Here is a 24,155-nt window from a genome sequence, read left to right as displayed (position 1 = left end):
ACATCGACATCCTCAGCGCACGCTTTGTGCTGCAGCCGGGGCGCTTTGATGTGGTGGTCGCCAGCAATCTGTTCGGCGACATCCTGTCGGATCTGGGGCCGGCGACCACCGGCACGATTGGCCTGGCGCCCTCGGCCAATCTGAACCCGGAGCGCAAGTTTCCCTCGCTGTTCGAGCCGGTGCATGGCTCGGCGCCGGACATCTATGGACAGAACATTGCCAACCCGGTCGCGATGATCTGGTCGGCGGCGCTGATGCTGGACTTCCTGGGCGAGCGGGCCGCGCATGACGCGATCCTGAAGGCCATCGAGACAGTGTTGGTCGAGGGGCCGCGCACGCGCGATCTGGGGGGCCAGGCCTCGACGACCGAGATGGGTGAGGCGCTGGCCGGCCTTCTGGTGCGGACCTGAGGAGCATCCAATGACGCAAGCCCTGACTCTGAACCGCCCCGAGCTGCAGCGCACACAGAACTTCATCAATGCCCGCTGGTGCGAGGCGCTGGACGGCCGGCGCCTGCCGGTCAGCGACCCGGCCACTGATACGGTCTTCACCGAGGTGCCCGACAGCGGCGCCGCCGATGCGCGCGCTGCGGTCGATGCCGCCCATGCGGCCTTGCCGGCCTGGCGCGCGACCCCGGCCCGGCAGCGTGCCCAGCTGCTCAAGCGCTGGCACGCGCTGATCATCGAGCACCAGCAGGACCTGGGCCGGCTGATCTCGCGCGAGCAGGGCAAGCCGCTGGCCGAGGGCCTGGGCGAGGTGTTGTATGCGGCCAGCTATGTCGAGTGGTTTGCCGAGGAGGCCACGCGCATCTGCGGCGATGTGATCGCGCCACCGGTGGCGGGGCGGCGCATGCTGGTGCTGAAGGAGCCGGTCGGCGTGGTCGCGGCGATCACGCCCTGGAACTTCCCGGCCGCGATGATCGCCCGCAAGATCGCGCCGGCGCTGGCGGCCGGCTGCACCGTGGTCGCCAAGCCGGCCGAGGACACGCCGCTGACGGCCCTGGCCCTGGTGGCGCTGGCCGAGCAGGCGGGCCTGCCGGCGGGGGTGCTGAATATCGTCAGCGCCTCGCGCGAGCGCACGCCCGAGGTGGCCGATGTCTGGCTGGCCGATGCACGGGTGCGCAAGATCACCTTCACCGGCTCGACGCCGGTGGGCAAGCATCTGGCGCGCGAGTCGGCCGCCACCTTGAAGAAGCTCTCGCTGGAGCTTGGCGGCAACGCGCCTTTCATCGTCTTCGACGATGCGGATCTGGACGCGGCGGTGGCCGGATTGATGGTGGCCAAGTTCCGCAATGGCGGCCAGACCTGCGTCTGCCCGAACCGCGTGTTCGTGCAGGCGGCCGTGCATGACGCCTTTGTCGAGAAGCTGGCGGCGCGCGTCGGTGCGCTGAAATTGGGGCCGGCCAGTGCGCCGGACTCGCAGATCGGGCCAATGATCAATGCCCGCGCGGTCGACAAGATCGCCCGCCATGTGGCCGATGCGGTGCAACGGGGAGGGCGCGTCGTGGTCGGCGGCCAGCGCTCGGCGCTGGGCCCGAACTACTATGCGCCGACTGTGCTGATCGGTGCCGATGCGGCCATGGCCTGCTCCTGCGAGGAGACCTTCGGCCCGGTGGTTCCGATCACCCGCTTCGAGACCGAGGCCGAGGTGCTTGCCGCCGCGAACGACACGCCCTTCGGTCTGGCCGGCTACTTCTACTCGCGCGATGTCGCGCGCATCTGGCGCGTGGCCGAGGCGCTGGAGACCGGCATCGTCGGCATCAACGAAGGCGCGCTGGCGGCCGAGGCCGCGCCCTTTGGCGGCGTCAAGGAATCGGGCTACGGCCGAGAGGGCTCACGCCATGGTCTGGACGACTATCTGCAGATGAAATACCTCTGCCAGGGCGGACTTTAGTCATTCCAATCCCACGCAGGCTGGGTCGCCGCAGCCGCGCCGCACCAGCACCGGCTCATCGCCCGTCATATCGACCACGGTGGTGGGCTCCATCGTGCAGGCGCCGGCGTCGATGATGACTTGCAGCAGCTTGTCGTAGCGCGCCGCGATCTCCTGCGCGTCGTTCAGCGGCTCGCTCTCGCCGGGCGGGATCAAGGTGGTGGCCAGCAGCGGCTGGCCGAAGATGGCCAGCAGCTCCTGCGTGACGCGGTGATCGGGCACGCGCAGGCCGATGGTGCGGCGCGAGGGGTGCGAGACGCGGCGCGGCACTTCCTTGGTGGCTTCCAGGATGAAGGTGAAGGCGCCCGGCGTGGCGGACTTCAGCAGCCGGTACTGCTTGTTGTCGACCCGCGCATAGCTGGCCAGCTCGCTGAGGTCGCGGCACAAGAGGGTCAGGTGATGCTTGTCATCGACCCCGCGGATGCGGCGCAAGGTCTCGGCGGCGGCCTTGTCGTCCAGATGGCAGACCAGGGCGTAGCTGGAGTCGGTCGGGATCGCGGCGATGCCACCGCTGTGCAGGATCTGCGCCGCCTGCTTCAGGAAGCGGACCTGCGGGTTGTCGGGGTGGACTTCGAAGAGTTGGGCCATGGCCCATTCTCAGTCGGCAATGGTGTCCATGGCCACCGCCGAGGGGGGTGGGCGTTGCGAGCGCCTGACATTGAGCCAGGCCGAGGCCGCGCCGCAGGCCGACAGCACGCCCATGCCCAGCCAGGCATAGCCGTCCGGCACATGGTCGAAGAACAGCCAGCCGATCGCCGCTGCGACCGCGATCTGCACATAGACGAAAGGCATCAAGGTACCGGTCGGCGCCAGGCCCAGCGCCAGGATCAGCAGCAGATGGCCCAGGGTGCCCAGCAGCCCGATGAAGGCCATCAGCGCGAGCTGCCCGCCCGTGGCGGCGCGCAGCGGCTCCAGCACCGGGAAGGGGCCCAGCGCCAGCAGCAGGCTCAGCAGCAGCATGCCGGTCAGGCCGGTGTAGAAATGGGTGGTGTAGGGGCTTTCCAGCGCCGAGAGCTTGGCGGTCAGCACCTGGAAGCTCGCATAGGTCAGCGCGCCGGCCAGCGGGAACAGCACGGCCCAGCCGAACATGCCGCTGCCGGGCCTGATCACGATCAGCGCGCCGGCAAAGCCGCCGATCACCAGGGCCCAGCGCAGGCGCGAGACGCGCTCGTGCAGCACCAGGGCCGCCAGCAGGGTCACGACCACCGGGGTCAGCATATTGATCGCGGTGAACTCGGCCACCGGCATGTATTGCACGCCGTAAAAGCTCATCGCGCTGGTGGCCAGCAGCAGCAGGCCGCGCACCGCCTGGAACTTCGGATGGGCCGAGCGGAAGGCGCCGGCATCGCCGCGCGCGCGCTGCAGCCCCAGCCAGATAGCCATCGTCAGGGCCTGGAAGCTGTAGCGCGCCCACAGGATCAGCAGCACCGGCAGGAAGGCGCCCAGATAGCGGATCGTGCTGTCCATGGACGCGAAGCACGCGGCCATCAGCACGATCAGCGCAATGCCCAGCAGCGGGCGGTGACGGGCGACGCTCAAGATGGAGCGGCGGGGCGGTGGATGCGGTGCTCCAGCGCCTGCCAGACGGGGCTCAGCCGGCCCGACAGATCGGCCAGCCGGCCCAGGTCGGTGTGGCTCTCTTCGGGCGAGTGGAAATCGGAGCCGCGCGAGGCCAGCAGCTCGAACTCCAGCGCGGTCTCGGTGTACTTGGCTGCATCGGCGGCCGAGTGGCTGCCGGTCACGACCTCGACGCCGCGGCCGCCATGGGCGATGAATTCGGTGAACAGCGCGTATTCCTCGGTCGGCGTGAAGCCGTAGCGGGCCGGATGGGCGATCACCGCGATGCCGCCGGCCTCGCGCACCCAGCGCACCGCCTCGCCCAGGCCGGCCCAGCGGTGCTCGACATAGCCGGGCTTGCCCTCGGTCAGGTAGCGGCGGAACACCTCGCTGACATCGCTGCAATGGCCGGCCTCGACCAGGAAGCGCGCGAAATGGGTGCGCGAGATCAGCTCCGGATTGCCCACATAGGTCAGCGCGCCTTCGTAAGCGCCCTTGATGCCCACCTGGGCCAGACCGGCCGCCATTTCTCGGGCCCGCTGCTCGCGCCCGCCCCGGGTGGCGCGCAGGCCGGCGATCAAGGTCTCGTTGCGGTGATCGAAACCCAGGCCGACGATGTGCACGACCCGGCCGGCAAAGCTGACCGAGATCTCGGTGCCGGTCAGATAGCTCATCCCCAGGGCCAGCGCCGCGTCCAGCGCACGCTGCTGGCCGCCGATCTCGTCATGGTCGGTCAGCGCCCACAGCTCCACCCCATTGGCCTTGGCGCGCGCGGCCAGAGCCTCGGGCTCCAGCGTGCCGTCCGAGACCTTGGAATGGCAATGCAGGTCGGCGTTGGTCAGGGGGGTGGTGGTGTTCACCCCGGCATTTTAGGTGGGCGGGGAACTTGGGCGGGGTGGCGGGGCTTTGGGGGGCGTCAGACCTGGGCTGTGTCGGGTGAGCACATAGCGAATGTGCTCGCTCAACCGGTCCGGCAGCTTCGCCTGCAAGGGCATCAGCAGGGAAGAAGGCAGCGAGCGATAGCCGCGCACCCGGGTCGGATCCCCCCGCAGGGATGATTGACGGGCTGCGCATGCTGGCCTCCAATCGGCAGCACGCAAAATCCGGTACTCGTGGCTGTCCGCAAGGGTCGCAACCGTCATGTGTTGCTTTTGCCAGACCCGATACTGCTATGCAAATACACAGCGATACAACGACAAGCCAGAGCTGGCGTGGCCTCCAAGCCAATTCGGGCAGCCTTGATAAGCACACAGACTGCATTAATAAGTGGCTGGGCGGTATCCTCGTAACACGTTAGCATCAAGAAGACGGCATGCAAACCATTAAAGAGTTCTGGGAGTCATTGGTTGATCGCGTTCGAAATCCAATCCTTACGGGCTTTGTGATCGCGTGGGTCATACTCAACTACAAGCTAATTCTTGTTCTGCTCGCTGATGAACACTACACCAAGAAGTTTGAGTACATTGAACGCACTCTATATGCGGATTCAGTCAATTCAACTTTGCAGCTTTTCATCATCCCAATACTATTCTCCGCTGTGTATGTTTTCGTCCTCCCTGGAGTCGCGCTTCTATCCACATGGGCAAGCAGCACATACGAGCGGCTGCACTCCAATGTACGCACAAGCGCACTGCGAGAAATAACAATAACGTCCAAACAACGGGACGAAATAAGGAGGGAGGCTGCGCTCATCGTTGAGAAAGCCCACAAGGAAGCCCAAGATGCAATTGCCGCTCGCATTGATACATCCCGCAGCACACGCGAAAACGTGGTCAAGTTGTTCAGTGCTCTAATGCCAACACTCTTCGAGAGCTTGCAAATCGCTCCAAACTGGAAGGGTCCGATTAGAAAGCCAGAGCATGGCCGTACAGTTGCGGGTACGCCTGAGCAGAATGAATTCCTCGGTAAATATGGAATTCCTGAAAAGTGGGCAGAGCTTTTTATGGCAATGCGCTCCGACGACAGCACCAGAATCGACGCGAAAGAGGCCGCAAAACGTCTGAACGTAACCGAGAGCGAAGCGCTTGGAATCCTTGCGGGATTGTGTGCTCTGGCAATGATGGATATTGATTGGGTTGATAACTCACCATATTTTACGATGCGAGAGAGTTCGTGGGTGGCGTTGCTAAATGGCCGGCCCGCTTGAAATTGTGTGCGAAGGGTGGTTATCTGTGCCTCTCAAGAAACACCACCCAAGCAGTTGATCTGCAATGGTGTTTTCAGTCGGTTTAAACAGCGGGGATGATCTGCAAGTCGAGCTTCCTGGCCCGCTCGGTGAGCTTGCGCAGCACGAGTTCTCGGGAGCGCTCTTCGCAGTAGTCCCCTCCCGCATCGGTGTACTCCTCGCCTTTGGTCATCGCTGTCGGCCTCACCTTGACCATCCAGGGCCGCGAACCCATCCTGTCTAGACAACAAAATGAACATCCGCCCCTACACCCCCACCGATTGGTCTCGCGTATGCGAGATCCACGACGCAGCCCGCCGCGATGAGCTGGCCGCAGCCGGGCTTGGCGATGCCTATCTGACGCTGGCACAGACGGCCAATAACGAAGGCTTCCATGAGTACGAGATTCGTGTCGCCGAGCGCGACGACGGGCATGTCCTGGGGTTCGTGGCTTTCTCGCCGGACGAACTGGCCTGGCTCTACGTCGACCCGCTGTCCTCTGGCAAGGGCGTCGGCTCGGCCCTGATACAGGCGGCGCTTCGCGAGACGGGGGCGGCACTGAGCGCCGAGGTGCTCGACGGCAATAGGGCCGCACTGGCGACCTACAAGAAGGCCGGCTTTGTCGAGACGGGTCAGGCCCATGGGCGCATGCCCGGCAACGAGAGTTTCGCGGTGACGGTCTCAGAGTTGAGGCATCCGGGTCTTGCCTGAGCCGGCCGGGCCAGCCGCCAGCTTGAGCCCGTCAGTAGCCGCGGCATCGCGGCTGGCTAGGGACGGGGGCATCCTTTGACTCGGTGGCGCTCAGTAGTGATATCGGAGCTGAGCAAGCAGAAGTGACTCGCCCTCGATCCTGTAGACCATGCGGTGCTCATCATTGATGCGCCGCGACCAGTAGCCAGAAAGCGCGTGCTTGAGGGGTTCAGGCTTGCCAACTCCAGAGAACGGTTCGCGCTCCACTTCGGCGATGAGCTTGTTGATACGCTCGACCATCTTCTTGTCCTGCTTCTGCCAGAAGAGGTAGTCCTCCCAGGCCTCGTCAGCGAAGATCAGTTTCACTTGGACAGCTTCCGCTCCACACCCTTGCCGGCACCCAGTTGCGTGGTGGCCGAAAGCAATCGCTTGGCATTGGCGGGGTTGCGAAGCAGGTACGCCGTTTCTTCAAGGGCTTGGTAGTCCTCCAACGAGAGCATCACCACCGACTGCTCGCCATTGCGGGTGATGATCAGCGCCTCGTGGTCTTCGCAGACGCGATCCATCGTGCGAGCAAGGTTTGCGCGAGCTGAAGAGTAGGTGATGGCATCCATGGCGAGCTTTCGAGAAGTACATTTTATTGTACAAGTCGAAGCAAGTCAGGTCTACCACGGACAGAAAAGCCCAAGAGCTGCATGACGCCCGGCGTCACGAAGCCGCCGGGCCAGGCCCGCTACGCCATCGCCTCCACAATCATCTGCACCCGCTGCTGCCCCTGGTACTCGTCCAGGCTGAGCCGGTAGGCCAGCAGGCCGCGCTCGGGCACCGGGTCGATGTGGCCGAACCAGATCGCGTCGCGCAGCACACCGCCCTGGCGCAGGCGCAGCTTCAGATGGCGCTCGCCGACGATGCGCTGCGAGATCACCTGCACCTCGTCGCAGAACAGCGGCGCCTCGAAGGCCTGGCCCCAGACCTGGGCGTCGAGTTCGCGCACGGTCTCGGGCGTGAAGGCCTCGGCGGGCAGGGGGCCGTCGGTGCGCAAGGTGCGGGTCAGCGCGGCGGCGTCCAGCCACTCGCGGGCGACCTGCTGCATCGCCGCGTCGAAGGCCTCGAAGCCGTGCTCGACCAAGGTGCAGCCGGCCGCCATCGCATGGCCGCCGAACTTCTTCAGCAGCTCGGGGTGGCGCTTGGACACCAGGTCCAGTGCATCGCGCAGATGAAAGCCGGGGATCGATCGGCCCGAGCCCTTCAGCTGGCCGTCAGCGCCGGTGGCGAACACAAAGGTGGGGCGGTGCAGCCGGTCCTTGAGCCGGCCGGCGACGATGCCGATCACACCCTCGTGGAACTCGGCCTCGTAAATGCACAGGGCCGGCGGGGCGTCGCCCTTGAGTGCCGGGTTCTGCATCAGCTCATCCAGCTTGGCCTCGGCCTGCTCGCGCATACCGGCTTCTATCTCTCGGCGCTCGCGGTTGATCGCATCGAGCTGGCGGGCTAGCTCCAGCGCGCGCGCCGGGTCATCGGTGCACAGGCATTCGATACCCAAGGTCATATCGGACAAGCGGCCCGCCGCATTGATGCGCGGTCCCAAGGCGAAGCCCAGGTCAAAGGCATTGGCGCGCGAGGCATCGCGGCCGGCGGCGCTGAACAGGGCCGCGACGCCGGGCTGCATGCGGCCGGCGCGCATGCGGCGCAGGCCCTGGGCCACCAGGCGTCGGTTGTTGGCGTCGAGTCTGACGACATCGGCCACCGTGCCCAGCGCCACCAGGTCCAGCAGGCCGTCCAGCCGCGGCTGGCTCGCGGCGTCGAAACGGCCGCGCCGGCGCAGCTCGCTGCGCAGCGCCAGCAGCACATAGAAGGCCACGCCGACGCCGGCCAGGTTCTTGCTCTCGAAGCTGCAGCCCGGCTGGTTCGGGTTCACCAGGGCCTCGGCCTCGGGCACGACGGTGACACCATCGACCAGCGCCGGCAGATGGTGATCGGTCACCAGCACCTTCAGGCCCAGGGCCTGGGCATGGGCGACGCCGGCCAGGCTGGCGATGCCGTTGTCCACCGTCATCAGCAGGGCGGGGCGCTGACTTTCAGGGCCTTGCATGGCCAGCTCGACGATGGTGGGCGTCAGCCCGTAGCCGTGGACGGCGCGGTCCGGCACCACATAGCCGACGGTGTCAGGTCTTGCGCCCAGCATCCTGAGGCCGCGCAGCGCGACGCTGCAGGCGGTGGCGCCGTCGCAGTCGTAGTCGGCGACGATGCAGATGCGCGCGCCTGCCTCTATCGTGTCGGCCAGCAGCACGGCGGCTGCGGCCATGCCCTTCATGCCCTCGGGCGGCAGCAGCCGGGCCAGGCCGTCGTCCAGCTCATCTGCCGTGCGCACGCCGCGGGCCGCGAACAGCCGGGCCAGCAGCGGCGAGAGGCCGGCCTGCTCCAGCGCCCAGCTGGCGCGCGGCGAGACCTCGCGGGTCAGCAGCTGCGGCGCGCTCATAGGGCCTCCAGAGCGGCCAGCACATCGCCCTTGGGCGCAGCGAGCTTGTGCCAGAGCTGGCTCAGGCCGCTCCTGGCCTGGGGCCGGTAGTGGCGCGCGAAGCGTTCGCCGCAAAGCGTCAGCTCGACCGGCTGGCCGGCCTCGGCGCGCTGCAGCAGTTCGCGCAGCGGCCCGGCGTCCAGCTGGGCCCAGGCGTCGGCCCAGGCGGCCCAGTCCTCGTTGATCAGCGGCTCGCGCAGCCGGGCGTCGATGAGCAGATCCGGCTGCGGCGCGCGCGGCCGTGCGCGGCCGCAACCGGAGATCCAGACCGAGTTCAGCAGCAGCGCGCCGCGCGCCTCGCGGGCCTCGTTCAGCGCGTGGCGGTGCAGCAACATCTGCAGCTCGTTTTGCAGGCTGCGCAGACGCCGCGCCTCGGGCATCCAGGGGTCGACATTGCGGTTGATGACGCGCTCCAGGCTGGCGCTCGGCAAGTCGGCCAGGCTCTCATGCGCGACATACCAGCGGGTCGGCGCGCCCCAGGCCATGGTCCAGCCCTCATCAGCAGGGAACAGCCAGGCCAGCGATTCGAAGAAGGCGCGCGACTCGGCCTCGTTGAGCTTCAGCGCCTGCGGGTTGAAGGCGGTGATCTGGTCGCTGCCGACCGACAGATGCAGCGGCGTCAGCAAGGCCCAGGCCTTGGCCTCGACCGCGATGCCGTCATCGGCGGCCTGGGCCGCCGCAAAGGGCAGCGGGGTGTCGGCGGTCCAGCCCCAGTGGGCGGCCAGGGCCAGCTCCAGCGGGGTGTGGGGGCTGTATTCGTCGCTGCCCAGGCTTCTGTCGGGGGCCAGCCGGCCCAGCAGGGCGGCCAGGCGGGGCAGGGCCAGGGTCTGGGCGGCGTGGCGGCCGGCCTCGCCCAGGGCGCTGGCGTGGGGAATCATCAGATGCATGGCGCGATTATCGAGGCCGGCCGCTGTCACCCATTCTTCACGGCCTCGCCACGGCGCCGACATCGGCGGTGCCCATGCTGAAGGACCATGAAGCGAGCCCACGACATGGACCCGAGCGATGCCCCCGACGAGCGCGGCAGCCTGCGCTTTCGCACCGTCTGGATTTCGGACCTGCATCTGGGCACGCCGGGCTGCCAGGCCGAGGCCTTGCTCGACTTCCTGCGCGAAGTCGAATGCGAGCAGCTCTTCCTGGTCGGCGACATCATCGATGGCTGGCAGCTGCGGCGCAGCTGGTACTGGCCGCAGGCGCACAACGATGTGGTGCAGAAGCTGCTGCGCAAGGCGCGCAAGGGCTGCCGCGTGGTCTTCATCCCCGGCAACCATGACGAGTTCGCCCGCAAGTATCTGCAGCACAGCTTCGGCGGCATCGAGGTGGCCGAGGAGTGGATACACGAGACGGCCGATGGCCGCAAGCTCTGGGTCACGCACGGCGATCTGTTCGACGGCGTGATCCAGTGCGCCAAATGGCTGGCCCATGTCGGTGACACGGCCTACGAGTTCACCTTGAAGCTCAACCGCTATCTGAACTCACTGCGCGCGCGCCTGGGCCTGCCCTACTGGAGCCTGTCCAAATACCTGAAGCTCAAGGTCAAGCGCGCCGTCAGCTATGTGTCCGATTTCGAGGAGGCGCTGGCCCGCGAGGCGCGCAAGCGCGGCGTGCAGGGCGTGGTCTGCGGCCATATCCACCATGCCGAGCTGCGCGATATCGACGGCATCCTCTACGCCAACGATGGCGACTGGGTCGAGAGCCTGACCGCCCTGGTCGAACATGCCGATGGCCGGCTCGAGATCCTGGACTGGAGCGCGCTGCGCGCGGCGGCCCCAGAACCCGTCACAAAGCGACTGGTGTCCGTCATGAAAATGTCATCCACCGTTCATAAAATCATTCAATGACGCTGCCGGCTACGCCTTCGCTCGCCCTGCTCAATCGCGAGCAGGCCATCCTCGAATTCAATCGGCGTGTGCTGGCCCAGGCCCAGCGCGACGATGTGCCGCTGCTGGAGCGGCTGCGCTATATCTGCATCGTCTCGTCCAACCTCGACGAGTTCTTCGAGGTGCGCTTCGCCGACATGCTGGAGGCGGCCCGCGACCCGGCCAGCCAGGTCAGCAGCCGCGATGTCGAGCGGGTCGGCCGTGCCGCCCATGTGCTGATCGACCAGCAGTACGCGATCTTCAACGAGCAGGTGATGCCGGTGCTGTTGAAGGAGCATATCTGCATCCTCAACCATGCCGACCGCAACGAGGAGCAGCGCCGCTGGGTCGGCAAGTTCTTCGAGCGCGAGGTGCGGCCGCTCTTGATGCCGGTGGGCCTGGATCCGGCCCACCCCTTCCCGCAGGTGGCCAACAAGTCGCTGCACTTCATCGCGCGCCTGTCGGGCAAGGACGCCTTCGGCCGCGACAACCGCATCGCCATCGTCAAGGTGCCGCGCGTGCTGCCGCGCGTGATCAAGCTGCCCGAGGCGATCAGCGGTGGCCAGCAGGCTTTTGTGCTGCTGACCAGCGTGATCCGCGCCCATCTGGAGGAGCTGTTTCCGGGGCGCCAGGTCGAGGCCTTCTCGCAGTTTCGCGTCACCCGCGATTCCGACCTGGAGGTCGACGAGGAGGAGATCGCCAACCTGCGCCATGCCTTGCGCTCGGGGCTGACGACCCGGCATTTCGGCCGCGCGGTGCGGCTGGAGGTGGTCAACACCTGTCCGGAGGAGCTGTCGCAGTTTCTGCTGGAGCAGTTCGTGCTGCCGCCGGCGGCGCTCTACCGTGTCAACGGCCCGGTCAATCTGGTGCGGCTGAACGAGCTGATCGACCAGACCGACGCGCCCGCGCTGCGCTTTGCGCCGCACGAGCCGGTCTGGCCCGAGGGTCGGCTGCCGCGCGGCAAGTCCATCATCGACCGCATCAAGAAGGCCGATGTGCTGCTGCACCACCCCTTCGAGAGCTTCGAGCCGGTGCTGGAGTTCCTGCGCGAGGCGGTGCATGACCCCGATGTGCTGGCCATCAAGCAGACGGTCTACCGCACCGGCAGCAAGTCCGAGCTGATGGACCTCTTGATCGAGGCGGCGCGGCGCGGCAAGGAGGTGATGGTGGTCGTCGAGCTGAAGGCGCGCTTCGACGAGGAGGCCAATATCAACTGGGCCGAGCGGCTGGAGGCGGTCGGCGCCCAGGTGGTGTACGGCATCGTCGGCTACAAGACCCATGCCAAGCTGCTGATGGTGATGCGCCGCGAGATGCACGGTGGCAAGCCGGTGCTGCGCCGCTACGCCCATCTGTCGACCGGCAACTACAACCCCAAGACCGCGCGGCTCTACACCGACCTGGGCTATCTGACCGCCGACCCCGACATCACGGCCGATGCCGACACGGTGTTCCGCCAGCTTGCCTCGCTGGGCAAGATCAAGGCGCCCAAGCGCCTGTTGCTGGCGCCCTTCAATATGCACAGCCGCATGATGGAGTTCCTGCAGCAGGTCACCGAGGCCGCGCGCGCCGGCTATGCGGCGCGGGTGGTGCTGAAGATCAATGCGCTGACCGATGCCGAGCTGATCGGCGGTCTGCTCGCGGCCGGCCAGGCCGGCGCGCGGGTGGATCTGATCGTGCGGGGCGCCTGCATGCTGCCGCCGGGGCTGCCGGGCGTCAGCGAGAACATCCTGGTGCGCTCGGTGGTGGGGCGTTTTCTAGAGCACTCGCGCGTCAGCTATTTCCGCTGGGGCGATGGCGAGGAGCAGGAGGCGCTGTACCTGTCCAGCGCCGACTGGATGAGCCGCAATATGTTCCGCCGCATCGAGGTGGCCTGGCCGGTGTTGGACCCCAAGCTGCGCCAGCGCGTCATCGACGAGGCGCTGCAGCCCTATCTGCACGACAGCCTGGATGCCTGGCAGCTGGGCCCCGACGGCCATTCCAACCGCATCTCCGACAGCGGCGTCAGCGCCCAGCAGGTGCTGATGCGGCACTTCGGGCCGGACTGAGCCGGCCCCGGGGCACTCAGGCCTGCAAGCGCAGGACGCCCTTGGTCACGCCTGCAGCCGCAGGCAAGCGCTGATCACGCCTGCAGTCGCAGGCTCAGGGCCCCGTTGCGCGTCCAGGCCTCGGCCTCCTCGCGCAGCAGGTAGACCGCGCGCGGCTGCTGCGCCGCCCAGCGCTGGGTCAGGCTCAGCAGCACGCCTTGCTTGTCGCGCGTCAGTTTCAGCGCCTGCGGACTGACGGCGCTGCGCCCATGGCAGGCCAGCACGGCCAGACGCAGGGCCAGCAGCTGCCAGACAAAGTCGGCATCGGGCAGCTTGGCCTCCAGCTTGCGCAGGCCGCCGCGCTGGCCCAGCGCCAGATCGGCCAGGCGGCGCAGCTGGCTTTGCGAGAAGCCGGCCGCGTCGACATGGGACAGCAGATAGGCACTGTGGCGGTGATGGTCGTGGTGCGACACCATCATGCCGATCTCGTGCAGCGCGGCGGCCCAGCCCAGCTCGCGCTGCAGCTCGCGCGGCGCCTGCGGCTGCAGCTGCTTGTACAGGCCCAGGGCCAGCTGCCGCACGCGCTGGGCCTGCCCGGTGTCGACGCCGAAGCGCTGCTGCAGCGCCGTGACCGAGTGGTCGCGCATATCGCCCAGCGTCGCATGGCGCTCGGCCTCCAGGCGCTCGGCCAGATCGAAGATCACGCCCTGGCGCAGCGCGCCCTTGGTGGGCAGCAGCTCCTCGATGCCGAACTGAGTCAGCAAGGTGTAGAGAATGCACAGCCCGCCGCCGACCACCGCGCGGCGGTCCTCCTTCAGGCCGGGCAGCTTGAGCTTGTCGACATGGCCCATCTGCAGGCATTGGGCGATGCACCAGCGCAAGGCCTCGGGCGTGATGCGGCCGTCGGTGATACCGCTGCCGGCCAGCAGCTGCGAGACCGCGCCCACCGTGCCGGAGGAGCCCAGCGCCTCGCGCCACAGCGTGCGGTCGAACAGGCTCAGCGCCTCCTCCAGCTCGGCGCCGGCCGCCACCTGGGCGGCGCGGAAGGCCTCGGCCGTGAACAGGCCTTCGGGGAAAAAGCGCATCGACAGGCTGACGCTGCCGACCTGGAAGCTCTCGGCCGTGATGGGGGTGCGGCCCTGGCCCAGAATCATCTCGGTGGAGCGGCCGCCGATGTCGATCACCAGGCGCGGCTTGTCCGAGGCCTGCAGACGCGCCACGCCGGCATAGATCAGGCGCGCCTCTTCGCGGCCGGAGATCACCTCGATAGCGAAGCCCAGCAGCTGCTCGGCGCGGCGCAGGAACTCGTCGCGGTTGCGCGCCTCGCGCAGGGTCTGGGTGGCGACCGCGCGCACCTGCTGCGGCGCGAATCCCTGCAGCCGTTGCGCAAAGCGGGCCAGGCAATCGAGGCCGCGCTGCATGGCCGCCTCGGTCAGCCGGCCCTCGGCATCAAGACCTGCCCCCAGGCGCACGGTCTCCTTCAGATACTCCAGCCGCTTGTACTGCTCTCGGTGCAGCTGGGCGATCTCCAGGCGAAAGCTGTTGGAGCCCATGTCGATGGCGGCAAGCGTGGACGGTGCGTTCAGGGTGGCGGGCAAACTCATGGCGGGGGATTGTCGCGGCAAACCAAGGCGCGCCGATGGCAGCCACCTAGAATCCGCTGTCCCTGCAACGCAACACCTGTCACAGGAGAGTCTGAAATGCCGAAGGAAGATGTGGAGAGCCTGCATCCGGGACGCGACTTCAACCGCCGCGATTTCGTCCACACCGCGGTCGGCAGCGGCTTTGCCGCCGCCGTGCTGCCGGTGATGGCCCAGACCGTGATCAAGACCGACAGCCAGGGCCTGGAGGTTGGCGAGGTGATGATCACGGCGGGCGACTTCAAGCTGCCGGCCTACCGCGCCCAGCCCGCCGGCGCCAAGAATCCGCCAGTGATCCTGGTGATCAGCGAGATTTTCGGTGTGCACGAGCACATCGCCGATGTGGCACGGCGTTTCGCGAAGCAGGGTTATCTGGCGATTGCGCCGGAGCTGTTCGTGCGCCAGGGCGATGCCGGCAGCTACGGTGAGACCGCCAAGCTGATCGCCGAGGTGATCAACCAGGTGCCGGACGCGCAGGTGATGGCCGATCTGGATGCCACCGTGGCCTGGGCCAAAGCCCAGGGCGGCGATACCTCGCGGCTGGCCATCACCGGCTTTTGCTGGGGCGGCCGCATCACCTGGCTCTACACGGCCCACAACCCGGGCGTGAAGGCCGGCGTGGCCTGGTACGGGCGCCTGGTGGGGCAGTCGGTGCCGCTGCAGCCCAGGTTTCCTATCGATGTCACCGGCCAGTTGCATGCCCCGGTGCTGGGCCTGTACGGCGGCCAGGATGCTGGCATCCCTCTTGACACGGTTGATAAGATGAAGTCTGCCCTGGCCCAAGGCTCGGCGGCCGCCAAGCGCAGCGAGTTCCATCTCTATGCCGAGGCGCCGCATGCCTTCCATGCCGACTACCGCCCCAGCTACCGCAAGGAAGCGGCCGAGGATGGCTGGAAGCGCTGTCTGCGCTGGCTGAAGGCGAACGGCGCGGGCTGAGCCGCGCCGGCCTGGCGGCGAACCGCGTCCGAGACTCGATCGGGCGCGGTTTGTTTTTGTTCACTGGATTTTCATGACTCTTTTCTACATCGTGCTCGCCACCCTGGTGGGCGGGCTGCTGTCGGTGCTGATCGCGGCCAGCCTGACCGTCGGGTTGCTGGGGCGCGTGGTCAAGCACCTGGTCAGCCTGTCGACCGGCGTGCTGCTGGGTACGGCCTTGCTGCATGTGCTGCCCGAGGCTTTCGAGGGCCAGGCCAGCCCGCATGAGCTGTTCCTGGTGCTGCTGGGCGGGCTGATGTTCTTCTTCCTGCTGGAGAAGGCCGAGCTGTACCGCCATACCCATCACCACGAGGGCGACGGCCACCACCATCACCACCACTTCGATTCGGAGCAGGCGGGGCGCGGCGGGCTGGCCGTGCTGGTGGGCGACTCGATCCACAATTTCTGCGACGGCATCATCATCGCCGCGGCCTTTCTGGCCGACACCCATCTGGGCTTCGTCACCGCGATGGCCATCATCGCTCACGAGATTCCGCAGGAGGTGGGCGACTACATCGTGCTGCTGAACGCCGGCTTCTCGCGCGCCAAGGCCCTGCTCTACAACGCGATCTCGGGCCTGGCGGCGGTGGTCGGCGGAGTGCTGGGCTACTTCGTGGTCGGCCCCTGGCAGGACCTGTTTCCCTACCTGCTGGTGGCGGCGTCCAGCAGCTTCATCTATGTGGCGGTGGCCGATCTGATCCCGCAGCTGCAGCGCCGCCTGCCCTGGCGCGAAACCGCCGCCCAGCTGGCCTGGCTGGCGGCGGGCCTGGGGCTGGTTCTGGTCTTGGTGGGCGGCAGCCACGCGCATTGAGCGGCTGCTGCACGGGCCCTTAGCATGGGGCCATCAGCGCACCACCAACACCGGGATCGTGCAGTGGGTTAGCAACTTCTGGGTCTCGCTGCCCAGCAGCATGGCCTGAAAGCCGCGCCGACCATGCGAGGCCATCACGACCAGATCGGCCTCATGCGTCTTGGCGTGTTCGATCACCGCTTCCCAGGCGTGCAGGGCCTCGACCGTGTGACCCTCGCAGGGCACGCCGGCGGCTTCGGCCGCGGCCACGACCTCCTTGACCCGGGCGCTGGCGATGCGCTCCTGGGCATCGAAGAACTCCTGCGGCGGGGTCGGCTGCATCTCGGAGACGGCGCTGTAGGGGAAAGGCTCCTTGACGCTGACCGCATAGAGGCGGGCGCCGTGGATCTTGGCCAGCTGGACGGCGGTGCCGACGGCCTTGGCCGTGATTTCGGAGCCGTCGGTCGGGACAATGATGCGCTTGAACATGGCGATCCTCCTTGTGCCTGGCACCCCGGGGTTCGGGGTTGGGTTGATCTTGCCTTGCCGCGCCCGGCTTGTCTTGCGCTATCTCAAGCTCGGCTCAGCCCAGGGCCACCGGGCGCCGCGGGTCGGACGACCATTCGCTCCACGAACCTGGATAGAGCGCGGACCCGACCAGGCCCGCATGCGCCATCGCCAGCAGGTTGTGGCAGGCGGTGACGCCTGAGCCGCACTGGTGCACCGTCTGGGCCGGCGCATAGGGCGCCAGCAGGGCACTGAATTCCTGCCTGAGTTGCTCGGCCGGCAGGAACCGGCCATCAGGCCCCAGATTGCTCTTGAACAGGCGGTTGCTGGCGCCGGGGATGTGACCGGCCTTGGCGTCCAGCGGCTCGACCTCGCCACGAAAGCGCTCGCCGGCGCGGGCATCGATCAGGCGCACCCGGCCCAGGCTGGCCTGCAGGCGATCGGCATCCAGCGCCTGCACCAGCGGCGGGCCGGGTTTGAAATCGCCGGCCCGCTGCGGCGGCAGCTCGGTGCTCAGCGCGCCGGCCGAGGCCAGCCAGGCCTGCAGGCCGCCGTCCAGCACGGCCACATCGGCATGGCCCAGCCACTGCAGCATCCACCAGGCGCGCGCCGCATACATGCCGCCCTGGGCGTCGTAGCAGACCACCTGGCTGTCATGCCTCAGGCCCAGCGTCGCCAGCCGCTCGGCAAAGGCCTGGCGCTCGGGCAGCGGGTGGCGGCCATTGCTTCCTGTCTTGGGGGCGCTGAGATCGCGGTCCAGATGCAGATAGTGGGCGCCGGGCAGATGGCCTTGCGCGTAGGCGCGCTCGCCGGCACCGGTGTCGGCCAGATCGAAGCTCAGATCCAGCAGCAGCACGGGGCGCTCGGCCTGGGCCAGCAGGGCTTGCAGTTGCAGTGCGGAAACCAGGGTGTGATGGCTCATGATTCTGTGACCGAGTGTTGCCTGTCCTTGGGGGTGCTGCGGGCCCGCCGCACGGTGGCGGCCAGGCCGGCCGCGATGATCAGCGTCATGCCGGCCAGGGCCGTCCAGGTGATCGCGTCGCGGAACAGCAGCGCGCCGTAGATGAAGGAGAACACGATGCCCAGGTACTGCAGGCTGGCATTGACCAGGGTGCTGCCGCGGCCGTAGGCACGCGTCATCATCAGTTGGGCGGCGGTGGCCAGCAGGCCCACCGCCAGCAGCAGGGCCGCGCCTTCGAGGCTGTGGGCATGCAGCTCGCCGAAACCCAGGGTGCCCAGTGCGCCGGCCAGCACGCCGCCCAGCGAGAAATAGAACACGATGCGGTCTTCCGGCTCGCCGGCCCGGCCCAGCGAGGTGACCTGCAGATAGGCCAGCGCCGACAACATGCCCGAGAGCAGGCCGGCCAGGCCATGCCAGAGCTGCTGCTGGTCCAGCGTCGGCCGCAGCACCAGCGCCACGCCGACAAAGCCCAGGAGCACCGCCCCGACCAGGCGACCGTCGACCCGGGCGCTGCCCAGCATCACCGCACCGCCGATCAGGAACAGCGCCATCCAGACCGAGGACATGTAGTTCAGCGTCATCGCGGTGGCCAGCGGCAGCTTGCCAATCGAGTAGAACCACAGCGACAGCGCCAGCACGCCCGACAGGCTGCGCCAGAAATGCATGGCCGGCACCCGGGTGCGCAAGGTCTGACCCTGCCAGCGGCACAGCGCGGCCATCATCAGCACGCCGATCAGGCCCCGGTACATGACGATCTCACTGGCGTCATAGTGCGCGGAAGCGAGCTTGACGCAGACCCCCATCGTGGCGAACAGAAAGGTGGCGCAAATCATCAGCAAGGGGGCAGACATCGGCCGATTGTCGCGGCAGACGCAGAAAAAACGCCCCGGCAGCAGGCGGCGCGGGGCGTTTGGCGTATGCGAGCTGAAGGCGGCAAGTCGCGCGCCGGGCCGCTCCCAAGAGCGGCGTGACCCCCTCGGGGGGGTGTCCCTGTACTCAGGGCAGGGGGCTCACGTTGATCAGCCGACGAACTTCATTTCGCGGCGGTACCACTCGTGGAAATGCTTCATGCCGTCTTCCATCGGGCTCTGGTAGGGGCCGACCTCATTGTCGCCGCGCTCCATCAGCGCGCGCCGGCCCTGGTCCATGCGCAGCGCGATCTCGTCGTCCTCGACGCAGGTTTCCATATAGGCGGCCTGCTGGGCCTCGACGAAGTCGCGTTCGAAGGCGGCGATTTCCTCGGGGTAGTAGAACTCGACGATATTGGTGGTCTTCTGCGGACCCTTAGGGTGCAGGGTCGAGACCACCAGCACATGCGGATACCACTCCACCATGATGTGGGGGTAGTAGGTCAGCCAGATCGCGCCCTGCTCGGGTGGCGCGCCATTGCCGAACTGCAGCACCTGCTCATGCCATTTGGCATAGGTGCTGGAGCCGGGCTTGCCGAGGGCCTGCTTGATGCCCACGGTCTGCACCGAGTGGTGGCGGCCGAACTCCCAGGCCAGGTCCTCGCAGCTGACGAACTGACCCAAGCCCGGGTGGAAGGGCCCGACGTGATAGTCCTCCAGATAGACCTCGATAAAGGTCTTCCAGTTGTAGTCGCACTCATGTACATGAACCTTGTCCAGCACATAGCCGCTGAAGTCCAGCTGGCCGGCCGTGCCCAGCTTGGCCAGCGAGGCGGCCACATCATGGCCGTTGTCCTCGAACAGCAGGCCATTCCACTCGCGGATCTTGTAGCGGTTCAGGTTCAGGCAGGGGTCCTGCTCGAAATGCGGTGCGCCGATCAGCTCGCCTTTCAGGTCATAGGTCCAGCGGTGCAGCGGGCAGACGATATTGCTGCGGGTGTTGCCGCGCCCGCGCAGCATCACTGCCTGGCGATGCCGGCAGACATTGGACAGCAGTTCGATGCCTTGCGGCGTGCGCACCAGCGCGCGGCCCTCGCCCTCCTGAGGCAGGGCGTAGTGGTCGCCGATCTCGGGCACGGCCAGCGCGTGTCCCAGATAGCGCGGGCCGTGCTGGAAGATCAGTTCCTGCTCCCTGCGGAACAGGCCCTCATCGAAGTAGGACGTAACAGGCAGCTGAGTTTTGGCGCTGCGTTCAAGAACCGAGAGAGTGAGGCTCAGGTCGGACATGATCCAAGAGGGTCTCCAAGAAACCAATGTCAACCCCCCGGCTCGTTGCCGTGCGCAGCACAGGGCTGCGCGCGTGAGACCGGGTTTGTGTCAAAAAAGCCCGGTGGTGCCGGGCTCGGGAGGGGCACGCTGCCACGCCATGATGGCCGGGAGCGAGGGGCGCATTGTACCCAGCTCGGTGCGTACCCGCCTTGAGCGGGCGCAATGAAGGTAAAGAGCGGGTAAAGGCAAGCTCAGAGAGGCCTGTTGTGGCGGGTAGCTGACAGCCCTCTTGGGGGTGAATGGGCACCGAGGGTTGACCCGATACAATGGCGGTTTCGCGTTTTGCAATGACCAAGACCTCTGCCGCCGCCAAGAAGGCGTCCACCACGGACGCGGTTTCAGCCAGTTACGAGCAGGCGCTCGGCGAACTGGAGCGTTTGGTGGCGACGATGGAAGCGGGTCAGTTGCCGCTCGATCAGTTGCTGGACAGCTACCGGCGCGGCGCGGAGTTGCTTGGTTTCTGCCGCACTCGACTGCAGGCCGTAGAACAACAAGTCAAGGTTCTGGAGGGTGGGGAATTGAAGCCATGGGAGGACTCTTAAGCGTGGATGCCGGAGTTTTTGAACAATGGGTGCAGCGTTCGCTGTGCTCTTATGAAGAATCGTTGGACGCCTGGGTGCCGGAATCGGCCCCGGCCGGCCTTGGTGTGGCCATGCGCTATGCGGTGCTGGAAGGCGGCAAGCGCCTGCGTCCCCTGCTGGTGCTGGCCGCTTGCGATGCGGTGCAGGGCGAGTCCGAGGCGGCGATGCGTGCGGCCTGTGCGGTCGAGCTGATCCATGCCTATTCGCTGGTGCATGACGATATGCCCTGCATGGACAACGACGTGCTGCGCCGCGGCAAGCCGACCGTCCATGTGGCTTTCGGCGAGGCCCAGGCCATGCTGGCCGGCGATGCGATGCAGGCCCTGGCCTTCGAGGTGCTGACGCCCGACAGCGGTGTGGCACCGGCGCTGCAGGCGCGGCTGTGCGCGCTGCTGGCCCGTGCGTCGGGCCATGCCGGCATGGCCGGCGGTCAGGCCATCGATCTGGCCAGTATTGGCAAGGCGCTGGACGAGGCCGAGCTGCGCGATATGCACCGCCGCAAGACCGGCGTGTTGCTGCAGGCCAGCGTGCTGATGGGCGCGGCCTGCGGCGTGACTACGCCGGCGGCCTGGGACGGGCTGGCCAAATATGGTGCCGCCATCGGCCTGGCTTTCCAGGTGGTGGACGATATCCTGGATGTGACGCAAGATTCCGAAGTGCTGGGCAAGACGGCCGGCAAGGACCAGGATGCCAACAAGCCGACTTACGTGTCGGTGTTGGGCCTGGAGGCTGCGCGTCGCTATGCGGACAAGTTGCGGGACGAGGCGCATCAGGCGCTGATCGCCAGCGGCTTGCCCAACACGGCTTGGTTGAGCCTGCTGGCCGACAAGGTCGTCGAGCGGGATAACTGACTTGAGAGCCAGTTACGCTACCACTGAGAGCTGGGGAACACCATGAACAAGACCCTGCTGAACCAAATCAACAGCCCCGCCGATTTGCGCCGATTGCCGCGCAGCGATCTGGCGCGCTTAGCCGATGAGTTGCGCGCCTTTGTGCTGGACTCGGTGTCCAAGACCGGTGGCCATCTGGGATCGAATCTGGGCACGGTCGAGCTGACCGTGGCCCTGCACTATGTGTTCAACACCCCGCAGGACCGCCTGGTCTGGGATGTGGGCCACCAGACTTACCCGCACAAGATCCTGACGGGCCGGCGCGAGCGCATGGGCACGCTGCGCCAGCTCGACGGCATCAGCGGCTTCCCCCGCCGCGACGAGAGCGAGTACGACACCTTTGGCACCGGCCACTCCAGCACCTCGATCTCGGCGGCCCACGGCATGGCCATGGCCGCCAAGCTCAAGGGTGAGGACCGCAAGGTCGTCGCCATCATCGGCGATGGCTCGATGACGGCCGGCATGGCCTTCGAGGCGTTGAACAACGCCGGCGTCGCCCATGGCGGCCTGCTCGGCGATGTGCTGGTGATCCTGAACGACAACGATATGTCGATCAGCCCGCCGGTCGGCGCGCTGAACAAGTATCTGGCGCGGCTGATGAGCGGCAAGTTCTACGCCACTGCGCGCGAGGGCGCCAAATCGGTGCTGAAGAACACGCCGCTGTACGAGTTTGCGCGCCGCTTCGAGGAGCACACCAAGGGCATGGTCGTGCCCGGCACGATCTTCGAGGAGTTCGGCTTCAACTATGTCGGCCCGATCGACGGCCATGATCTCGATTCGCTGATTCCCACGCTGGAGAATCTGCGCGGCAAGAAGGGCCCGCAGTTCCTGCATGTGGTGACCAAGAAGGGCCAGGGCTACAAGCTGGCCGAGGCCGATCCGGTCAAGTACCACGCCGCCTCGGGCAAGTTCGATCCCGCCGTCGGCTTCGTCAAGCCGGTGACGCCGCCCAAGACCACCTTCACCCAGGTGTTTGGCGACTGGCTGTGCGATATGGCCGAGCTGGACAAGCGCCTGGTCGGCATCACGCCGGCGATGCGCGAGGGCTCGGGCATGGTGGACTTCCACAAGCGCTTCCCGACCCGCTATCACGACGTCGGCATTGCCGAACAGCATTCGGTCACCTTCGCGGCCGGCCTGGCCTGCGAGGGGCTGAAGCCGGTGGTGGCGATCTACTCGACCTTCTTGCAGCGTGCCTATGACCAGATGGTGCACGATGTGGCGATCCAGAATCTGCCGGTCGTGTTCGCGCTGGACCGCGCCGGCCTGGTCGGCGCCGACGGTGCCACCCACGCCGGCAACTACGACATCGCCTACACCCGCTGCATCCCCAATATGGCCGTGCTGACGCCGGCCGACGAGAACGAGTGCCGCCAGGCCTTGTTCACCGCCTTCCAGCACAACGGTCCGGTGACGGTGCGTTACCCGCGCGGTGCCGGGGCGGGCGTCGTGCCCGAGAAGGCCATGTCGGCTCTGCCCTGGGGCAAGGGCGAGCTACGCCGGCACGGCTCGCGCATCGCGATCCTGAGCTTCGGAACCCTGTTGTACCCGGCGTTGAAGGCGGCCGAGTCGCTGGACGCGACGGTGGCGAATATGCGCTTCGCCAAGCCGCTCGATCATGAGCTGGTCGCCGAACTGGCGCGCAACCATGACGCGCTGGTGACGGTGGAGGATGGTTGCCTGATGGGCGGTGCCGGCTCGGCCGTGCTGGAGTCGCTGCAAGCCGCCGGGCTGGCGGTGCCGGTGCTGCAGCTGGGTCTGCCCGACGAGTTTGTCGAGCATGGCGACCCGGCCAAGCTGATGGCCTTGTGCGGGCTGGATGCCGCCGGCATCGAGCAGAGCATCCTGAAGCGCTTCGGTGCGCGGCCCACGCTGGCCCGGGCCGCTAACAGCTAAACGGGCAAGCGGTCTTGCAGCGCGGCCGCATGGCTGCGCAGGCAGTCCAGCAGGTCTTGCACCAGCGGCTGGGCTGGGCGGTACTGGGGCAGTAGCGCGCTGACCCGGAACGGCACCGATACCGCAAACCGCCGAAGCTGCAGACTCGGCCCGGCGCAGGCCAGGGCCGTCAGCGGATTGACAATGGCCAGGCCCAGGCCGGCCTGCACCATCGCGCAGACGGCGGCCGCGCTGTGGGTCTCGATGGCCAGCCGGCGCCGCACGCCGGCGGCCGCAAAAATCGCATCGAACTGAAGCCGGTACGGATCCTCGGTCGAGAGGCTGACGAAGGCCTGGCCCTCGAAATCGGCCGGCTCGAGCACGGTCTTGGCCAACAGCGCGTGACCGGCCGGCAGCACGCACACCTCATCGCCCTGCCACAGCGGCTCCAGCCGTGTGCCGGCCGCCGCCTGGGCCTGCTCGCTGAGGCCCAGATCGAAGCGCTGTGCCGTCATCCATTCCTCCAGCAGCGGCGACTCCTGCGGCGTGATCGACAGTTCGGCCGCCGGGTGACGCTGCACAAAGGCGGCGCAGGCGCCGGGCAGCAGCGCATGGCTCAAGGCCGGCAGGCACAGCACCGCGAGCCGGGTCTGCTCGGCCCGGCCCAGCTGGGCTGCGCGCTCTGTGACCCGGTACAGGCCCTGATAGCTGCGTTCGACCTCGTCGAACAGGGCCAGCGCCCGGGCGGTGGCGCGCAGCCGGCCCTGCTGGCGCTCGAACAGCGCATAGCCCAGCAACTGCTCCATGCGGGCCAGCTCGCGGCTGACGGTGGGCTGTGAGCTGTGCAGCAGGCCGGCCGCGCCGGTGACGCTGCCGGCCGTCATCACGGCACGGAACACCTCGATATGACGATGGGTCAACATCACCGAACCATATCAGGATTGAATGGGTTCTAGAAATGAAAGCATTTGAATGAATGGATGGGCGCTGGCATGCTGCCTGCCATATCCCGACT

At 67.0% G+C, this 24,155-nt stretch carries 25 protein-coding genes; 11 read left to right on the top strand and 14 right to left on the bottom strand.

Going from position 1 to position 24,155, the window contains the following annotated elements:
• Positions 1-410 (top strand): isocitrate/isopropylmalate family dehydrogenase (locus tag PO768_RS12135; RefSeq protein WP_272646272.1); only part of this gene is annotated, 410 nt, incomplete at its 5' end.
• A gap of 10 nt (positions 411-420) precedes the next feature.
• Positions 421-1,893, top strand: a complete 1,473-nt coding sequence (locus PO768_RS12130) for an NAD-dependent succinate-semialdehyde dehydrogenase (protein WP_272646271.1) — start codon at positions 421-423, stop codon at positions 1,891-1,893.
• Here the strand turns inward: PO768_RS12130 and PO768_RS12125 are convergent, their stop codons facing one another.
• From PO768_RS12125 to PO768_RS12115, 3 genes are read right to left on the bottom strand one after another with little or no spacing between them, the layout of a single operon-like run.
• On the bottom strand, positions 1,894-2,520 hold the full coding sequence (locus PO768_RS12125) for an L-threonylcarbamoyladenylate synthase (protein WP_137945841.1): 627 nt from the start codon (positions 2,518-2,520) through the stop codon (positions 1,894-1,896).
• Positions 2,521-2,529: 9 nt separating this feature from the next.
• Positions 2,530-3,471 (bottom strand): DMT family transporter, encoded by a 942-nt coding sequence (locus tag PO768_RS12120; protein WP_336297764.1) that lies wholly within the window; start codon positions 3,469-3,471, stop codon positions 2,530-2,532.
• On the bottom strand, positions 3,468-4,349 hold the full coding sequence (locus tag PO768_RS12115) for a 3',5'-nucleoside bisphosphate phosphatase (protein ID WP_272646270.1): 882 nt from the start codon (positions 4,347-4,349) through the stop codon (positions 3,468-3,470). Before PO768_RS12115 ends, PO768_RS12120 begins: the two co-directional genes overlap by 4 nt.
• Before the next feature lie 452 nt (positions 4,350-4,801).
• Here PO768_RS12115 and PO768_RS12110 point away from each other — a divergent pair, with 452 nt between their 5' ends.
• Entirely contained in the window at positions 4,802-5,635 is an 834-nt protein-coding gene (locus PO768_RS12110) for a hypothetical protein (protein ID WP_272646269.1), read from the top strand.
• Between the two features lie 82 nt (positions 5,636-5,717).
• Here PO768_RS12110 and PO768_RS12105 read toward each other — a convergent pair whose 3' ends face one another.
• Positions 5,718-5,846 (bottom strand): hypothetical protein, encoded by a 129-nt coding sequence (locus PO768_RS12105; protein ID WP_272646268.1) that lies wholly within the window; start codon positions 5,844-5,846, stop codon positions 5,718-5,720.
• 59 nt (positions 5,847-5,905) lie between these two features.
• Between PO768_RS12105 and PO768_RS12100 the strand changes: the two genes are divergently transcribed.
• The gene (locus PO768_RS12100; protein WP_272646267.1) at positions 5,906-6,364 is read left to right on the top strand and encodes a GNAT family N-acetyltransferase; all 459 of its coding nucleotides are present in this window, start codon (positions 5,906-5,908) and stop codon (positions 6,362-6,364) included.
• 90 nt (positions 6,365-6,454) lie between these two features.
• Here PO768_RS12100 and PO768_RS12095 read toward each other — a convergent pair whose 3' ends face one another.
• The 4 genes from PO768_RS12095 to PO768_RS12080 all read right to left on the bottom strand — a co-directional run bounded on the left by PO768_RS12095 (position 6,455) and on the right by PO768_RS12080 (position 9,748).
• On the bottom strand, positions 6,455-6,709 hold the full coding sequence (locus PO768_RS12095; RefSeq protein ID WP_272646266.1) for a Txe/YoeB family addiction module toxin: 255 nt from the start codon (positions 6,707-6,709) through the stop codon (positions 6,455-6,457).
• Positions 6,706-6,957, bottom strand: a complete 252-nt coding sequence (locus PO768_RS12090) for a type II toxin-antitoxin system Phd/YefM family antitoxin (RefSeq protein WP_272646265.1) — start codon at positions 6,955-6,957, stop codon at positions 6,706-6,708. The genes PO768_RS12095 and PO768_RS12090 overlap by 4 nt, the downstream gene beginning before the upstream one ends.
• A gap of 119 nt (positions 6,958-7,076) precedes the next feature.
• Positions 7,077-8,822 (bottom strand): single-stranded-DNA-specific exonuclease RecJ, encoded by a 1,746-nt coding sequence (gene recJ, locus PO768_RS12085; RefSeq protein ID WP_272646264.1) that lies wholly within the window; start codon positions 8,820-8,822, stop codon positions 7,077-7,079.
• Complete coding sequence (locus tag PO768_RS12080; RefSeq protein ID WP_272646263.1) at positions 8,819-9,748, bottom strand: hypothetical protein; 930 nt, start codon at positions 9,746-9,748, stop codon at positions 8,819-8,821. The genes recJ and PO768_RS12080 overlap by 4 nt, the downstream gene beginning before the upstream one ends.
• 87 nt (positions 9,749-9,835) lie before the next feature.
• Here PO768_RS12080 and PO768_RS12075 point away from each other — a divergent pair, with 87 nt between their 5' ends.
• Together PO768_RS12075 and ppk1 are read left to right on the top strand one after the other, a co-directional pair.
• Positions 9,836-10,702, top strand: a complete 867-nt coding sequence (locus PO768_RS12075; RefSeq protein WP_269840619.1) for a UDP-2,3-diacylglucosamine diphosphatase — start codon at positions 9,836-9,838, stop codon at positions 10,700-10,702.
• Entirely contained in the window at positions 10,699-12,765 is a 2,067-nt protein-coding gene (gene ppk1, locus PO768_RS12070; RefSeq protein ID WP_137941664.1) for a polyphosphate kinase 1, read from the top strand. Before PO768_RS12075 ends, ppk1 begins: the two co-directional genes overlap by 4 nt.
• Before the next feature lie 74 nt (positions 12,766-12,839).
• On the opposite strand, the gene ppx is transcribed toward ppk1, so the two are convergent.
• A complete protein-coding gene (gene ppx, locus PO768_RS12065; protein WP_272646262.1) occupies positions 12,840-14,348 on the bottom strand; it encodes an exopolyphosphatase in 1,509 nt (502 codons plus the stop codon).
• 96 nt (positions 14,349-14,444) lie between these two features.
• Between ppx and PO768_RS12060 the strand changes: the two genes are divergently transcribed.
• On the top strand, positions 14,445-15,320 hold the full coding sequence (locus PO768_RS12060; protein WP_269840617.1) for a dienelactone hydrolase family protein: 876 nt from the start codon (positions 14,445-14,447) through the stop codon (positions 15,318-15,320).
• Between the two features lie 73 nt (positions 15,321-15,393).
• Positions 15,394-16,170, top strand: a complete 777-nt coding sequence (locus PO768_RS12055) for a ZIP family metal transporter (RefSeq protein ID WP_137941667.1) — start codon at positions 15,394-15,396, stop codon at positions 16,168-16,170.
• 33 nt (positions 16,171-16,203) lie between these two features.
• Here PO768_RS12055 and PO768_RS12050 read toward each other — a convergent pair whose 3' ends face one another.
• From PO768_RS12050 to PO768_RS12035, 4 genes are all read right to left on the bottom strand, one after another.
• Positions 16,204-16,638, bottom strand: coding sequence for a universal stress protein (locus PO768_RS12050; protein ID WP_137941668.1), 435 nt, complete (start codon positions 16,636-16,638; stop codon positions 16,204-16,206).
• A 94-nt stretch (positions 16,639-16,732) separates the two neighbouring features.
• Positions 16,733-17,578, bottom strand: a complete 846-nt coding sequence (locus tag PO768_RS12045; RefSeq protein WP_272646261.1) for a sulfurtransferase — start codon at positions 17,576-17,578, stop codon at positions 16,733-16,735.
• On the bottom strand, positions 17,575-18,468 hold the full coding sequence (locus tag PO768_RS12040) for a DMT family transporter (RefSeq protein WP_272646260.1): 894 nt from the start codon (positions 18,466-18,468) through the stop codon (positions 17,575-17,577). Before PO768_RS12040 ends, PO768_RS12045 begins: the two co-directional genes overlap by 4 nt.
• Before the next feature lie 168 nt (positions 18,469-18,636).
• Positions 18,637-19,752: an aromatic ring-hydroxylating oxygenase subunit alpha gene (locus tag PO768_RS12035; protein ID WP_272646259.1), complete on the bottom strand. Its 1,116-nt coding sequence runs from the start codon at positions 19,750-19,752 to the stop codon at positions 18,637-18,639.
• 329 nt (positions 19,753-20,081) lie between these two features.
• On the opposite strand from PO768_RS12035, the gene PO768_RS12030 reads away from it, so the two are divergent.
• The 3 genes from PO768_RS12030 to dxs are packed head-to-tail and all read left to right on the top strand — an operon-like array spanning position 20,082 to position 23,161.
• A complete protein-coding gene (locus PO768_RS12030; protein ID WP_137941672.1) occupies positions 20,082-20,336 on the top strand; it encodes an exodeoxyribonuclease VII small subunit in 255 nt (84 codons plus the stop codon).
• 2 nt (positions 20,337-20,338) lie between these two features.
• Entirely contained in the window at positions 20,339-21,226 is an 888-nt protein-coding gene (locus PO768_RS12025; protein ID WP_272646258.1) for a polyprenyl synthetase family protein, read from the top strand.
• 42 nt (positions 21,227-21,268) lie between these two features.
• A complete protein-coding gene (gene dxs, locus PO768_RS12020) occupies positions 21,269-23,161 on the top strand; it encodes a 1-deoxy-D-xylulose-5-phosphate synthase (protein WP_272646257.1) in 1,893 nt (630 codons plus the stop codon).
• Here dxs and PO768_RS12015 read toward each other — a convergent pair.
• Positions 23,158-24,063, bottom strand: coding sequence for a LysR family transcriptional regulator (locus PO768_RS12015; protein ID WP_272646256.1), 906 nt, complete (start codon positions 24,061-24,063; stop codon positions 23,158-23,160). The genes dxs and PO768_RS12015 overlap by 4 nt on opposite strands.
• Between the last annotated feature and the right edge of the window lie 92 nt (positions 24,064-24,155).

Origin of the sequence: Paucibacter sp. XJ19-41 (assembly GCF_028462495.1) — a bacterium.
Lineage (GTDB): Bacteria > Pseudomonadota > Gammaproteobacteria > Burkholderiales > Burkholderiaceae_C > Roseateles_E.
This window is presented reverse-complemented; position numbering and strand designations above follow the sequence as displayed.

Bases quoted from the DNA above. Each gene is read 5' to 3' on its own strand.
- PO768_RS12130 (WP_272646271.1), top strand. From the start codon at position 421: ATGACGCAAGCCCTGACTCTGAACCGCCCCGAGCTGCAGCGCACACAG.
- PO768_RS12125 (WP_137945841.1), bottom strand. From the start codon at position 2,520: ATGGCCCAACTCTTCGAAGTCCACCCCGACAACCCGCAGGTCCGCTTC.
- PO768_RS12110 (WP_272646269.1), top strand. From the start codon at position 4,802: ATGCAAACCATTAAAGAGTTCTGGGAGTCATTGGTTGATCGCGTTCGA.
- PO768_RS12105 (WP_272646268.1), bottom strand. From the start codon at position 5,846: ATGACCAAAGGCGAGGAGTACACCGATGCGGGAGGGGACTACTGCGAA.
- PO768_RS12100 (WP_272646267.1), top strand. From the start codon at position 5,906: ATGAACATCCGCCCCTACACCCCCACCGATTGGTCTCGCGTATGCGAG.
- PO768_RS12090 (WP_272646265.1), bottom strand. From the start codon at position 6,957: ATGGATGCCATCACCTACTCTTCAGCTCGCGCAAACCTTGCTCGCACG.
- recJ (WP_272646264.1), bottom strand. From the start codon at position 8,822: ATGAGCGCGCCGCAGCTGCTGACCCGCGAGGTCTCGCCGCGCGCCAGC.
- PO768_RS12080 (WP_272646263.1), bottom strand. From the start codon at position 9,748: ATGCATCTGATGATTCCCCACGCCAGCGCCCTGGGCGAGGCCGGCCGC.
- PO768_RS12075 (WP_269840619.1), top strand. From the start codon at position 9,836: ATGAAGCGAGCCCACGACATGGACCCGAGCGATGCCCCCGACGAGCGC.
- ppk1 (WP_137941664.1), top strand. From the start codon at position 10,699: ATGACGCTGCCGGCTACGCCTTCGCTCGCCCTGCTCAATCGCGAGCAG.
- ppx (WP_272646262.1), bottom strand. From the start codon at position 14,348: ATGAGTTTGCCCGCCACCCTGAACGCACCGTCCACGCTTGCCGCCATC.
- PO768_RS12060 (WP_269840617.1), top strand. From the start codon at position 14,445: ATGCCGAAGGAAGATGTGGAGAGCCTGCATCCGGGACGCGACTTCAAC.
- PO768_RS12055 (WP_137941667.1), top strand. From the start codon at position 15,394: ATGACTCTTTTCTACATCGTGCTCGCCACCCTGGTGGGCGGGCTGCTG.
- PO768_RS12050 (WP_137941668.1), bottom strand. From the start codon at position 16,638: ATGTTCAAGCGCATCATTGTCCCGACCGACGGCTCCGAAATCACGGCC.
- PO768_RS12045 (WP_272646261.1), bottom strand. From the start codon at position 17,578: ATGAGCCATCACACCCTGGTTTCCGCACTGCAACTGCAAGCCCTGCTG.
- PO768_RS12040 (WP_272646260.1), bottom strand. From the start codon at position 18,468: ATGTCTGCCCCCTTGCTGATGATTTGCGCCACCTTTCTGTTCGCCACG.
- PO768_RS12035 (WP_272646259.1), bottom strand. From the start codon at position 19,752: ATGTCCGACCTGAGCCTCACTCTCTCGGTTCTTGAACGCAGCGCCAAA.
- PO768_RS12030 (WP_137941672.1), top strand. From the start codon at position 20,082: ATGACCAAGACCTCTGCCGCCGCCAAGAAGGCGTCCACCACGGACGCG.
- dxs (WP_272646257.1), top strand. From the start codon at position 21,269: ATGAACAAGACCCTGCTGAACCAAATCAACAGCCCCGCCGATTTGCGC.
- PO768_RS12015 (WP_272646256.1), bottom strand. From the start codon at position 24,063: ATGTTGACCCATCGTCATATCGAGGTGTTCCGTGCCGTGATGACGGCC.